Here is a 14,011-nt window from a genome sequence, read left to right as displayed (position 1 = left end):
TTTATTATTTTGCCAGTCTAGCTTCTTGTTAATATTGAATAAAAGTACTATAATATAAACTGGGGTATTTTATTCTGAGATAGTATTATTCAAATTATTGTATCCCTTATTTTGTACATAATATTCTTAGAAGATTAAGAAAAAAGGAGTTTTTATAGATGGAAAAGAAGAAGTCTATGAGTCGTGTTGAGCGTTTGCATCGTGAGAAGGTGACGCGTTATTCTATTCGTAAAGTTAGCTTTGGTGCAGCCAGTGTAGCGGTAGCGGCCTTGTTTATGTTTTTGGGGAATGGGGCAGTAGCTGCTGCAGAGCCAAGTGTGACTCCGAATACTGGCGAAAAGGAAATTCTAAACCTTTCATCTGAGGAAACAAAAGATAATAGTTATCAGAATGGAGCTAATGCGAAGGATATTGTAACTACAAACAATGAGGGAGCAGTTGGAAACAGTACTACAGAATCAAAACCTACGGAAGTAGAAACTCTGAACAAGAAATCTTTAATAGACTTGATTGCAGAAATTGAAGGTAAGTTTGCTAAAGACACATACGCTAATAAAACAGAAGATAGTGTGAATCAATTAAAAACAGTTTTAAATGAAGCAAAATCTGTTTTAAACAATGCAAAAACACAAGCTGAATTATCGCAAGCACATGCTAAGTTAGTTACAGCAACAACAAAATTACAAACAAAACCAGAAGATAAAAAAGAAGCACCAGCAGTAGAAACAACAAATGGGAAAGTTACTGTAGGAATTAAAGCAACAAATACTGAGAAAGCTAATGAGTCTAACTCGATTGCAAACTCAGGTTCTAGAGATCAACGTAATGGAAAAGCATTAGATGCAAATAATCCATTCCGTATAGGCTCTACTACAACAGATACGGATGCTTCAGCCAATCAAACATATACTGCACCAGCAGCTGATGCGAATTTAGAGACGTTATCGAATGAATTAAAAAATCTACCAAATATGATTGAAAATAATAAAAAAGTTCAGGATATGGATACTTTAGGGAATGCTCTAAATGTTGAAAAAGGTAGTGTCACTGAAATTAATGAATTTGGTGGATGGAAGGCAGTTGGCGATACTGGTAAATTTGCAATTGCTAGAAAAACAGAGGCTGGAGTATTTCCAATTGAAACGGTTAATACGGTTTGGGCTGAGGGTTCTAAATCATATGTTACATGGGTGTTAGAGCAGTCTTTCAATAGAGATAGTGACTATATGTTATTCCTATCCAAAGTAAGAACAAAGGCTAGCAGCACTGAGGAAGCATATGATAATTCTACTTATGTTTCTACTGGTCTAGGAAATAAAATAGCCAAGGGTGTTAAAGGATTTGATGGAATTCAAAAAACATTTAAAGCCTATTCAAAAGAACATGGTTCAAAAGTAATTGTGTCATTTAAAACTGGGTATACTGGAGATATTGACGGTACCAAAGCACAATATAAAGTAGAAGTAATCATTAACCGTAATGGACAAGAAGAAAAATTATATAATCAAACATTTACACCGGAAGTATCAAAAACAAATACTGAAATGACGGTAGTAAAAGCGAGTGATGGAAAAAATAGTCCTCAAAACTTTAGTACGCCAGGAACTCCAGTCCCAACAAAAGCGGAATTAGAAGCGAAAATGGCTAATAACAAACCAAATGGTACGGGAGGAACATTTAAAAGTAAGGAGATTGAACTACCTGAAGGAGTTACTGAGTATACAGTACGTATTAGCTCAGCTGATAATCAACATTTAGGAATGGGATATCAATCACCATATAGACACTATGCTCTTCCAGTAACTGGATTAGATTTCAATGTTGATCAAGATACTGGTGCAATCGCTAAAGATTTACTATCTCGTATTTATGATAAATTAAAAGCAACGGAATCAGCAGATACTGATGGAAAAACAAATGAAACAAAAGCTGCGTATTTAGCTGAATTAGAAAATATTAAGACACTTGTAACAAGTACGGAAGTTAAGAAAACAGCAGAATATAAAGAAGCTCTAGAATCTATCTTATCGAAGCAATTGGCATTAAAAGTTGATAAAACAGGTTTAACAGATTCTAAAACTTTACTGGATGGTTTAGTGAATGAAGATCCAACACCAGGGAAGACTCAGGATACTGCGGCCGCTTATAATGCTGCAAAACAAGAAGCAGTTAAAGCTATTGAAGCAGCAAAAACTGTTATTGATAATGAAAATGCTACTGTAGCTCAAGTTAGAGAAGCATTGGCAACTGTTAATGCTAAAAAACAAACATTAGAAACAGCGAAACAAGCTTTAATCGAAGCTGCAACAGCAGAAGAAAAAGCTAAATTAAAAGCTGATGCAGATTCATTAGTTAAAGCTGATACTACTGGCAAAACACCAAATAGTATTGAAGCCTATAATACAAAATATGAAGCTCTAAAAGCACAATTAGAAGCAGCTAAAGCAGAAGCAGCAACAGTCTTAGCAAAAGAAAATAACGCCTCTAAAGTAGAAGCTCAAGCAGCTCAAGCAAAAGTAGATGCTGCAAAAGCAGAATTGACAAAAGCAGCAGAATTATTAGTGAATAAAGCTGATAAAACTGAGTTAACAAAAGCAAAAGAAGCCTTAAATACTTTAGTAACAGAAGCGGATCCAACAACAGGGAAAACTGCGGATAGTGCTAAATCATACAACGATGCGAAAACTGCTGCAGAAGAAGCGATTAAAGCAGCAGAAACGGTGATTAATGATGAAAATGCCACTCAAGACCAAGTAACAGAAGCTTTAAATAAAGTGAATGAGAAAAAAGCTACATTAGAAGCTGCAAAACAAGCATTAGTAGAAGCAGCAACAGTAGAAGAAAAAGCTAAATTAAAAGCAGATGTCGCTTTATTAACAAAAGCAGATGAGACTGGAAAAACACCAGATAGTATTACAGCATATGAAAGAAAATATGAAGAATTAAAAACAAAATTAGAAGAAGCGAAAGCAGAAGCAGAAAAAGTTTTAGAAAAAGGCAATAATGCAACAAAAGAGGAAGTTAAAGCAGCTCAAGCGAAAGTGGATGCTGTGAAAACAGAATTAGAAAATGCTAAAAATCTTCTTGTAGAAGCTGCAACTACTGAAGAAAAGACAAAACTAAAAGCAGATGCAGATTCGTTAGTTAAAGCTGATACTACTGGTAAAACAGCGGATAGTATTAAAGCATATGAAGCAGAATTTGAAAAGTTAAAAACACAATTAGAAGAAGCAAAAGCAGCAGCTGCCGCAGTAGCAGCAAAAGGCGATAATGCAACAAAAACAGAAGCACAAGAAGCACAAGCAAAAGTAGATGCTGCGAAAACAGCTTTAGAGAAAGCTGCAGAATTGTTGAAAGAACTTGACAGAGATGCTGCTAAAAAAGAAATTGCAGCTGCCGCTAAAAAAGCAACGGATGCTATTGAAGCTAGTACAAGCTTAACGCCAGAACAAAAGGCGGAAGAAAAAGCAAAAGTAGCTAAAGAAGCAAAAGATGCAACAGATGCTATTGATAAAGCAACAACAGAAGAGGGTATTAACTCTGCAAAAGATAATGGAAAACTAGCTATCGAAAAAGAAGCAGCAATTACAGCAATCAATGCTGAAAAAGCAGCAAAAGAACAAGAAATCGATAAGAATGCTAAGCTATCTGATGAAGAAAAAGCCGCAGCTAAAGCAGAAGTAGCTAAAGCGGCAATTAAAGCAGTAGAAGCCATTCAAAATGCAACTACACAAGAAGCAGTAGATGCAGCTAAAGCAGAAGGCGAAACAGCGATTAAGGCAGTAAATCCAATCGGCAAAGAACAAGCCTTGGAATCAATCCAAGCGACAAAAGAAGCCAAGTTAGCAGAAATTGATAAGAATACTAGCTTATCAGCTGAGGAAAAAGCCGCAGCCAAAGCTGCTGTAGAAAAAGCATATAATGAAGCAGTAGAAGCTATTCAAAACGCAGACACTCAAGAAGCAGTAGATGCAGCTAAAACAAAAGGAGAAGCAGCAATTAATGCAATAAATCCAATCGGCAAAGAAAAAGCCTTGGAATCAATCCAAGCGACAAAAGAAGCCAAGTTAGCAGAAATTGATAAGAATACTAGCTTATCAGATGAGGAAAAAGCCGTAGCCAAAGCTGCTGTAGAAAAAGCATATAATGAAGCAGTAGAAGCTATTCAAAACGCAGACACTCAAGAAGCAGTAGATGCAGCTAAAACAAAAGGAGAAGCAGCAATTAATGCAATAAATCCTTCTGGAAAAGAGTTATCATTAGTGGATATTAATGAAGCGAAAGCAGCCGTAGAAGCTGCAGCAGCAGAAAAAATTGCAAGTATTAAAGCAAATCCGAACTTATCCGATCAAGAAAAAGCAAAAGCAATTGCTGAAGTTGAACGTTTAAAACAAGAAGCATTAAATGCCATTGATAAAGCAAAAACAAAAGCTGAATTAGATAAAGTATTGCGTACTTTCTTATATCAATTGAATCAAGATTCATTAGTTTATGAACGACCATCATTTGATCTTGAAGCATTCATCCAATCATCTATTACTGGAGTCGTACAAGTTGAACTTGGAAAAGCAATTAGTCAAGCTGATATCATTGCTAAACTAAACTTACCAGAGAATGTTACGATCATTAGCATAGAATTACCTGATACAAATACATTAGGTGACAAGTTTGCTAAAGTAATCCTAAGATTAGCAGATGGAACAGAAATAACTGTAAAAGTACCGGTTAGAGTTGTTGCTTCACAAAGTGGGGAGTCTAAACCAGAAACTTCTCTTCCAGATTATGGCAGAAATAACGGAACAACTAACACAGATGTGAAAGTGGATAAAGCTAAGTTAGAAGGTGCTATTCGTCAATTAGATGAATTAATCATCAAAGAATCAGCTAAGCTTGATGCAGAAACTGCAAAAGAAGCTCAAACTTTACTTGCAGAAGCTAAAGATGTATTTGCCAATGCAAAAGCAAGTCAAGCAGAAGTGGATGCAATGGTGAAACGTATCGAAGACTTCATGGCGAAAGTTGCTCCATCAACTGATCATGCAACTCCAGCTAACGACCAAGCTGCTCAAACACCAGCTGTAGCTCCAGCTACAACTCAAGCAGCAGCAAATGCTAGCCAAACATCATCAGCACAAGCAAATACACGTACAGTGGCTAAAGAATTGCCAAATACAGGTACAGCAGATTCTGTAGTATCTATGGTAGCAGCCGCCGCAAGTGCATTACTTGGTCTTGGTCTTGCAGGTCGTCGTAAAGAAGACGAAGAAGCTTAATTTCTTAGATTGTTTGATAAAGATCAGATGATAAATCCGATTTTTAGAGCTTAAACAAGTACCTCTCATAAGAAAATCTTACGAAGCTGGACAAAAAGTCTTTAAATTTTAAAAACGCATAGTATCAGGTATTTAAAAACTTGATATTATGCGTTTTATTGTGGGAAGATTTATTTCATTTTCTCTTAAAGTTGAGTTTTTGCCCAGCCTATCTTTGCTTTGTCTTGAAAAACTATAGAACACATCTTAACTGTGAAGGAGGATAAAAAAATTCCCTGCAAAATGAAATTGCAAGGAATTTTTGTTAATGGTTATGGGCAAGCCAGGCGGAATATTTTTTCCCGAGCCAGAGAGCAAAGGGGAGATTGATGATGACGATGCCTGAGCCAACTAGTGAAAATAGGAAAAATTCGCTAGTTGAAACCTGCCACAAATGCACGATGTCTGTAATCAAATAAGCACTGATAGGAAAACAAAGGATAGAAGTGATGAGAGCAGGGATATACTTACGGAGAAGAATTGATTGTCCAATATGGAGCAAGAGATGGAGTGCAAAGGCCACAAATCCTCCTAACCAAACTAATTCGAGCGCTCTAGATTGACTAAAATACGCTAATAAAGTGATGGATAAGACAATGATAAACTCCTCAAAAACAGCAAGGGCAAATCCCTCTGTTGTAATTCCTTTGTGAATCTTGAGAATAGCTGGAGCCTTTTGAGCCAGCAAGGTTTCGTTGAGATGAATCCAAGGGACAAGACCGATAATTTCTTCCATATCGTGAAAGATAAAAAGTAGAGGGAACAACCAAAGATAAAATGCCATAAATCTCTCCTGAAAAGCTATAGATTGCTAACAAATAAAGCAAAAAACGCAAAAAACGCCCAGAAAGGCGTTTTGAGTTAGGTATGCTTACTTAACCTCTGTAAACACAACGTGCTTGCGAAGTTTTGGTGAGTATTTCTTCAATTGAAGACGGTCTGGAGTGTTACGTTTGTTTTTAGAAGTAAGGTACAAGCGTTCACCAGATTCTTTGTGTTCAAGTGTGATATTTACGCGCATGGTATCTCCCTTCTATTATTCAGCTGATGCAGCTTTAGCGATTTTACGTCCTTTGTAGTATCCTTTAAGTGATACACGGTGAGAACGTGAGTAATCTCCAGTAGTTTCGTCAAAGTTTACAGATGGAGCTGTTACTTTGTAGTGTGTACGACGTTTGTTTTTCTTCGCTTTTGAAGTGCGACGTGCAGGTACTGCCATTTTGATTTCTCCTTTTAAGATATAATTCAGTTAGGTTTGATTTTCATCAACTTTAATAGTATATCAAAACTTTTTTGTAAAGTAAAGTTACTTGACAAAAAAAGATGAAAAAATTCTCCCGTCTGACCCAGCAGACAGGAGAAGGTGTTAAATATCAATCTCAAATGGTTCGTCAATGGTTTCTGATACGTATTTTCCGTCTTTCTTCCGTTGTTTGACACATTCTGTGAGGAGATATTCGATTTGTCCATTGACTGAACGAAAGTCGTCTTCTGCCCATGATGCGAGTGCAGCGTATAACTTTGTTGAGAGTCGAAGGGGGATCTGCTTTTTTTTAGCTTCAGCCATCTTTAGTAAAGACTTCCTGCGTTGACAATTGGTTGTGCATCATGATTGCCACAGAGAACGACTAAGAGATTTGAAACCATGGCAGCTTTTCGTTCTTCGTCAAGCTCTACCAATTCCCCTTCATTGAGACGTTCCAGGGCCATTTCAACCATACCCACAGCGCCATCGACAATCATCTTCCGGGCATCAATAATGGCTGATGCTTGTTGACGTTGAAGCATGACAGCGGCAATTTCTGGAGCGTAAGCTAGGTAAGTGATACGTGCTTCAAGGATCTCCAAGCCAGCATCCTCAACACGACTTTGAATTTCCTCACGAATACGGTTAGCTACAATTTCACTAGAGACACGGAGACTTCCTTCATCGGCTTGCCCGTCACCTGTAGTATCCACATTAGGAGAGACATCGTAAGGATAGATGCGGACAATATTTCGGAGGGCGCTATCACATTGCAATGAAAGATATTCTTTGTAGTTATCAACGTTGAAAACTGCCTTAGCAGTATCGACTACACGCCAAGTAACGGCAATTCCGATTTCTACAGGATTTCCTAGACAATCATTGATTTTTTGGCGAGAATTGCTCAAGGTCATAACCTTGAGGGAAATCTGTTTCTTGCCAATTTCAAGATTCACGTCATTACCATTTGATGATTTAACTCCTGAAAAAGGAGATTTCGTGCTAACGTCACCACTTTGTCCAAGTCGAGTGTGGTTTGCAGGGTTAACTGCTACGCTGAAGGGATTGACAAAGTAAAAACCAGGTTCTTTGATGGTACCTGTATAGTTACCAAAGAGTGTCAGAACCAGAGCTTCCTGAGGTTTGACAACTTTTAAACCAGCATGAGCTAGGCCTGCAATTAAGCTTAATAAAAGTCCGATAATAATTCCAAAAATGTTTTCCGAAGCAGCACCCATTATAAATATAAAGATACCAAGTACGAGTGTCAACTCAATGAGAATCAATGCGAATACACCATTTGGTTTTGAATTGATGAGTTTTTCAGTCATAAGAATGACCTCCTACTATTTGATATCTAAATGATATCACTTTAATTTATAAAGTCAAGAAATAAATGTAACATTTTTAAAGAAAATATTTCTGTATAGAATTTTCTGAAAATTCAAGAATTTTCTTCTGTTCATTGCCTTTAAAATGTGCTATAATAGTAAAAACTGAAATGGGAGGGAACAAATGACTGAATTAGATAAGCGTCACCGCAGTAGCATTTATGACAGTATGGTAAAATCACCAAACCGTGCTATGCTTCGTGCGACTGGTATGACAGATAAGGACTTTGAAACACCGATTGTGGGAGTGATTTCGACTTGGGCGGAAAATACACCATGTAACATCCACTTGCATGATTTTGGGAAATTGGCTAAAGAGGGTGTCAAATCTGCAGGTGCTTGGCCTGTGCAGTTTGGAACTATTACTGTAGCGGACGGGATTGCTATGGGAACGCCTGGTATGCGTTTCTCTTTGACATCTCGTGATATTATTGCGGACTCTATCGAGGCGGCTATGGGTGGTCACAATGTGGATGCCTTTGTTGCTATCGGTGGTTGTGACAAGAACATGCCTGGTTCTATGATTGCCATTGCTAATATGGATATTCCAGCAATTTTCGCCTATGGTGGAACTATTGCACCGGGAAATCTTGATGGTAAAGATATTGACTTGGTTTCTGTTTTTGAGGGTATCGGAAAATGGAACCACGGTGACATGACAGCTGAGGACGTAAAACGTCTTGAATGTAATGCCTGCCCTGGTCCTGGTGGCTGTGGTGGTATGTACACAGCTAATACCATGGCGACTGCTATCGAAGTTCTCGGTATGAGTTTGCCAGGCTCTTCATCTCATCCAGCTGAATCAGCTGACAAGAAAGAAGATATCGAAGCAGCAGGACGTGCTGTTGTTAAGATGTTGGAACTAGGTCTTAAACCATCAGATATCTTGACTCGTGAAGCCTTTGAAGATGCTATCACTGTAACTATGGCTCTAGGTGGTTCTACAAACGCCACTCTTCACTTGCTTGCCATTGCCCATGCTGCCAATGTTGACTTGTCACTTGAGGACTTCAATACGATTCAAGAACGTGTGCCTCACTTGGCTGACTTGAAACCATCTGGTCAGTATGTCTTCCAAGATCTCTACGAAGTCGGTGGTGTGCCTGCGGTTATGAAATATCTCTTGGCAAATGGTTTCCTTCATGGAGACCGCATCACATGTACTGGTAAGACTGTCGCTGAGAACTTGGCTGACTTTGCAGACCTCACTCCAGGTCAAAAAGTTATTATGCCACTTGAAAATCCAAAACGTGCGGATGGTCCGCTTATCATCTTGAACGGGAACCTTGCTCCTGATGGTGCGGTTGCTAAAGTATCAGGTGTTAAAGTGCGTCGTCACGTTGGTCCAGCTAAGGTCTTTGACTCAGAAGAAGATGCGATTCAGGCCGTTCTGACAGATGAAATCGTTGATGGCGATGTAGTCGTTGTTCGTTTCGTTGGACCTAAGGGTGGTCCTGGTATGCCTGAGATGCTGTCACTTTCATCAATGATCGTTGGTAAAGGTCAAGGAGACAAGGTTGCCCTCTTGACAGACGGACGTTTCTCTGGTGGTACTTATGGTCTGGTTGTTGGACATATCGCTCCTGAAGCTCAGGATGGTGGACCAATTGCCTACCTTCGTACAGGCGATATCGTTACGGTTGACCAAGATACCAAAGAAATTTCCATGGCCGTATCGGAAGAAGAACTTGAAAAACGCAAGGCAGAAACAACCTTGCCACCACTTTACAGTCGTGGTGTCCTCGGTAAATATGCCCACATCGTATCATCTGCTTCACGCGGAGCCGTGACAGACTTCTGGAATATGGACAAGTCAGGTAAAAAATAAACTCAAAAAGCAAGCCAACTTCGGCTTGCTTTTTTTCATCTTCAAAAGTGATTTACCTGCTTAACGAGGTGGTAGTCCAAGGGCAATACGGCCGTAGCGACTGATTCGTGTAATTTTCCAAGCAGGCGACCAGGTAACTTCAACCTTGACATCTTCGATACCCTCAATTTGTTTCAGACCTGCCACGATTTCGATAGGCAGGCTTTCGGCACAATCGCAGGCAGTATCGGTGAAGGTCATGACAATTTTGCAGAGGCCTGTTTCGTCTAGATTGATTTCATAAATCAGCCCTAGATTGTAAACATCCAATTCCACATCTGTATCAAAAACCTTCTCTAGTTTTTCGATAATTTGGTCTTGCAAGGCCAAAGCACGGTCATTGATTTTGATATCGTCTCTCATTACAGTCCCTCCACGTGATAAATATCCTCTATTTTCTCATAATTCTGACAATTTGGCAAGTTTTTGATGAATTTTCTGAAAAAATATGATAATATAAAGAAAATGCAGAATTAAGGGGAAGCCTATGGAGCAGATTGGAAAAGTCTTTAGACAATTACGAGAGTCAAGAAATATCTCGCTGAGACAAGCGACTGGGGGACAATTTTCGCCGTCTATGTTATCTCGCTTTGAAACAGGTCAGAGTGAACTTTCGGTAGAAAAGTTTCTATTTGCCCTAGAAAATATATCTGCCAGTGTGGAGGAAATCCTCTTTCTGGCGAGAGGTTTTCAGTATGATACAGATTCTGAGTTGAGAAAAGAAATCATAGATGTCTTGGATCCAAAGAATATAGCTCCGCTTGAGGACTTGTATCGCAGGGAGTATCAAAAGCATGTCCATTCTCAAAACAAACAGAAACATATTCTAAATGCCATTCTTATCAAGTCTTATATGAAGAGCATGGACGAAAGGGTAGAGTTAACGGCAGAGGAGGGGAAAGTCCTTCATGATTATTTGTTTTCTACCGAGATTTGGGGAATCTATGAACTCAATTTATTTTCAGTCAGTTCTCCATTTTTATCTGTTTCTCTTTTCACTAGATATGTACGAGAAATGGTACGAAAATCTGATTTTCTAATGGAAATGTCTGGCAATCGAAACCTGTTTCACACTATACTATTGAATGGCTTTTTAGCTAGCATTGAGTGTGAAGAATTTACTAATGCCCATTATTTTAAACGTGTTATCGAAGAGCATTTCTACAAGGAAAATGAGACCTATTTCCGAATTGTCTATTTGTGGGCGGAAGGTCTCCTTGGTAGCAAGCAAGGTAGAGTCAAGGAAGGTCAGAAAAAGATGGAAGATGCTGTCCGTATTTTTGAGATGCTTGGCTGTAACAAATCTGCCGAATACTATAGAAATACGACCGATTATTGAATATCTGCAAACTAAGAAAATAAGTTGAAATTTGAAGCGATAGAACTGTTGGGCTCTCTCGTGTCACTGGAGGGATTCTATCGTTTCTTTTTGCTCATTTTATTTGTTGCATATATTCAAAAGTTTTTCCTCTAAAATTTCTAAGTGCTATACTATAGTCATACTTCACATAAAACTTCGAACAAGAAGGGAGATTACCTATGAAACTATTGTTCAGAAATCAAGCTTATCGTCTCTTGACTTTGTCACGCTTCTTCAATGCTTTTGGTGCTTCGATTTTCAATCTGGTCTTTATCGTCTATGCATCGACCTTGCCACAAGCATCTTTTGCTGTTGCTATGGCGAATATTGTCATGATTCTTCCGACTCTCTTTACAGTTTTTGTAGGGATTCGGGCAGATTATACGAGGGACAAGGTCAAATGGATGGTCTATAGCGGTTTGTTTCAGGCGATTTTATTTTTTCTAGCAGCCCTAGTTGTTCAGCAAGCTACTCTCTTTGCCTTTTCTAGCCTGTGTTTGATCAATGTCATTAGTGATGTCATCAGTGATTTTGCAGGTGGCTTGCGCATGCCTCTCATTAAGGAAAAAGTAGCTGAAGATGATTTGATGGAGGCTTATTCTTTTTCCCAATTCATCACCTATATTTCAGCTATTGGGGGTCAAGCTTTCGGAGTCTGGCTCTTAGGGCTATCGGTCAACAATTTTTCTCTTGTTGCGGGAATTAATGCTTGCTTTTTCCTAGTATCAGCCTTTATTCTCTTTTTAGGAAAAAGCAAATTGAGCCTGTCAATGTCATCTGCTGATGGTGAAATCCTAAAAAATGAGAAGCTTTCTATAAAAGACCAGTTCCTAACAATTTACCGAAATTTACGTCTCGTTTTTCTTAAAGGTGGACAGAAAAACTTTGGCTTCATGCTCTTTGCTGTCTTGCTTATCAATGCCTTGGGTGGCGCTTTAGGAAGCATCTATAACATCTTCTTTTTGAGCCATTCTCTTTTGGACTTTTCTTATACAGAGGCATTATTTATCAGTCAATTCTGTGCTTTGTTAGCAATCATCATCAGTAGCCTTACGGGCAATGATTATTTTGGGAAGCAGTCCTTGCCTAGATTGATGATGTGGGTGACCGTAGGACTCAGTCTAGTTGGTCTAGCTAATTTATTCAATCAAGTCGTACTTGGTTTACTATTTCTCTGTTCAACTCTGTATGTGTCTGGTAAAGTTCAACCAAAGATTAGTGCTATGCTCATGAAAAATCTAGCTCCAGAGGTTCTAGCTCGTACCAGTAATTTTTTAGGTTTATTGTTTACCTTATCCATACCTGTGGGAACAGCTTGTTTTTCACTTATAGCTGTATGGAATATACAGTTGACTTGGATGCTATTTGTTGGTCTTTCCTTGCTAGCTATTCTTTTGACAGGTCTTAATCTCAAAAATGATATTTGAATCCTAATTTTATTCATACTGTTTTAATCCCTCTATTTATGGTAAAATAAGACTATTAAGTTTAAAGAGGACACCCTATGAAATTACAAAAACCAAAAGGAACGCAGGATATTTTACCTGCTGAATCTGCCAAGTGGCAGTACGTTGAGGGCTTTGCCCGTGAGATTTTCAAGCGCTACAACTATGCAGAAGTGCGCACGCCCATTTTTGAGCATTACGAGGTTATCAGTCGCTCTGTCGGAGATACGACCGATATCGTAACCAAGGAAATGTACGACTTCTATGACAAGGGTGACCGTCATATTACCCTCCGTCCAGAAGGAACTGCGCCCGTTGTCCGTTCCTATGTGGAAAATAAACTTTTCGCCCCAGAAGTGCAAAAGCCAAGTAAGTTCTATTACATGGGACCAATGTTCCGTTACGAGCGTCCACAGGCAGGGCGTTTGCGCCAGTTCCACCAGATTGGTGTTGAGTGTTTTGGATCAAGCAATCCAGCTACCGATGTGGAAACCATCGCTATGGCAGCCCATTTCTTGAAAGAAATCGGCATCCAAGGTGTCAAATTACATCTTAACACTCTTGGAAATCCTGAGAGCCGTGCGTCCTACCGTCAAGCCTTAATTGACTATTTGACACCGCTCAAGGAGACCTTGTCTAAGGATAGCCAACGTCGTTTGGAGGAAAATCCTCTCCGTGTCTTGGACTCTAAGGAGAAAGAAGACAAGGTAGCAGTCGAGAATGCGCCTTCTATCTTGGACTTCCTTGATGAAGAAAGCCAAGCACACTTTGATGCTGTGCGTCAGATGTTGGAAAATCTTGGAGTAGACTATATCATCGATACCAATATGGTGCGTGGTCTGGACTACTACAATCACACGATTTTCGAGTTTATCACTGAGATCGAGGGCAATGACTTGACCGTCTGTGCGGGTGGTCGTTACGATGGTTTGGTTGCTTACTTTGGAGGCCCTGAAACTGCTGGATTTGGTTTTGGGCTTGGTGTAGAGCGCCTGCTTCTCATTCTTGAAAAGCAAGGTGTGGCCCTCCCTATCGAAAACGCCCTAGATGTTTATATCGCAGTCTTGGGTCAAGGAGCAAATGCCAAGGCTTTGGAATTGGTGCAAGCCCTTCGCCAACAAGGTTTCAAAGCAGAGCGTGATTACCTCAACCGTAAGCTCAAAGCTCAATTCAAGTCAGCCGATGTCTTTGCGGCTAAGACTCTCATCACTCTAGGGGAGAGTGAAGTCGAAAGCGGACAAGTGACGGTCAAGAACAATCAAACCCGAGAAGAAGTGCAAGTGTCACTTGAGGCTATCAGCCAAAACTTCTCAGAAATCTTTGAAAAACTAGGATTTTAATGATAGATAAACTGGTCAGGATTTTATTCCTGACCTTTTTCTTTTGCAAA

11 protein-coding genes are annotated in these 14,011 nt (G+C 39.3%); 5 read left to right on the top strand and 6 right to left on the bottom strand.

The genetic code is table 11. From position 1 onward, the window contains the following. Positions 1-158: 158 nt before the first annotated feature. Positions 159-5,273, top strand: a complete 5,115-nt coding sequence (locus O3599_RS07195) for a DUF1542 domain-containing protein (protein WP_371512417.1) — start codon at positions 159-161, stop codon at positions 5,271-5,273. 304 nt (positions 5,274-5,577) lie between these two features. Here the strand turns inward: O3599_RS07195 and O3599_RS07190 are convergent, their stop codons facing one another. The 5 genes from O3599_RS07190 to O3599_RS07170 form a co-directional block, all read right to left on the bottom strand. Beyond that, a complete protein-coding gene (locus tag O3599_RS07190; RefSeq protein ID WP_084927091.1) occupies positions 5,578-6,096 on the bottom strand; it encodes an HXXEE domain-containing protein in 519 nt (172 codons plus the stop codon). An 87-nt stretch (positions 6,097-6,183) separates the two neighbouring features. Beyond that, positions 6,184-6,333: a 50S ribosomal protein L33 gene (gene rpmG, locus O3599_RS07185; protein ID WP_001265622.1), complete on the bottom strand. Its 150-nt coding sequence runs from the start codon at positions 6,331-6,333 to the stop codon at positions 6,184-6,186. 15 nt (positions 6,334-6,348) lie between these two features. Beyond that, positions 6,349-6,531: a 50S ribosomal protein L32 gene (gene rpmF, locus O3599_RS07180; protein ID WP_000290417.1), complete on the bottom strand. Its 183-nt coding sequence runs from the start codon at positions 6,529-6,531 to the stop codon at positions 6,349-6,351. Positions 6,532-6,678: 147 nt separating this feature from the next. Continuing rightward, on the bottom strand, positions 6,679-6,879 hold the full coding sequence (locus O3599_RS07175; protein ID WP_000796544.1) for a PTS ascorbate transporter subunit IIC: 201 nt from the start codon (positions 6,877-6,879) through the stop codon (positions 6,679-6,681). A 2-nt stretch (positions 6,880-6,881) separates the two neighbouring features. Next, on the bottom strand, positions 6,882-7,889 hold the full coding sequence (locus O3599_RS07170) for an SPFH domain-containing protein (RefSeq protein WP_247939585.1): 1,008 nt from the start codon (positions 7,887-7,889) through the stop codon (positions 6,882-6,884). Between the two features lie 184 nt (positions 7,890-8,073). Between O3599_RS07170 and ilvD the strand changes: the two genes are divergently transcribed. Beyond that, the gene (ilvD, locus tag O3599_RS07165; RefSeq protein ID WP_000137343.1) at positions 8,074-9,777 is read left to right on the top strand and encodes a dihydroxy-acid dehydratase; all 1,704 of its coding nucleotides are present in this window, start codon (positions 8,074-8,076) and stop codon (positions 9,775-9,777) included. A gap of 60 nt (positions 9,778-9,837) precedes the next feature. On the opposite strand, the gene O3599_RS07160 is transcribed toward ilvD, so the two are convergent. Beyond that, positions 9,838-10,179 (bottom strand): metal-sulfur cluster assembly factor, encoded by a 342-nt coding sequence (locus O3599_RS07160; protein WP_001204052.1) that lies wholly within the window; start codon positions 10,177-10,179, stop codon positions 9,838-9,840. 124 nt (positions 10,180-10,303) lie between these two features. Between O3599_RS07160 and rgg the strand changes: the two genes are divergently transcribed. The 3 genes from rgg to hisS all read left to right on the top strand — a co-directional run bounded on the left by rgg (position 10,304) and on the right by hisS (position 13,961). Continuing rightward, positions 10,304-11,155 (top strand): helix-turn-helix domain-containing protein, encoded by an 852-nt coding sequence (gene rgg, locus O3599_RS07155; protein ID WP_247939584.1) that lies wholly within the window; start codon positions 10,304-10,306, stop codon positions 11,153-11,155. Positions 11,156-11,355: 200 nt separating this feature from the next. Beyond that, on the top strand, positions 11,356-12,603 hold the full coding sequence (locus O3599_RS07150) for a transporter (protein WP_247939583.1): 1,248 nt from the start codon (positions 11,356-11,358) through the stop codon (positions 12,601-12,603). A gap of 77 nt (positions 12,604-12,680) precedes the next feature. Continuing rightward, on the top strand, positions 12,681-13,961 hold the full coding sequence (hisS, locus tag O3599_RS07145; protein ID WP_247939582.1) for a histidine--tRNA ligase: 1,281 nt from the start codon (positions 12,681-12,683) through the stop codon (positions 13,959-13,961). Positions 13,962-14,011 lie beyond the last annotated feature (50 nt).

Origin of the sequence: Streptococcus sp. 27098_8_103, from assembly GCF_041432345.1 — a bacterium.
Taxonomy (GTDB): Bacteria; Bacillota; Bacilli; order Lactobacillales; family Streptococcaceae; genus Streptococcus; species Streptococcus mitis_BV.
The sequence above is the reverse complement of the archived record's forward strand: the minus strand, read 5'-3'. Positions and strand labels throughout refer to the sequence as shown.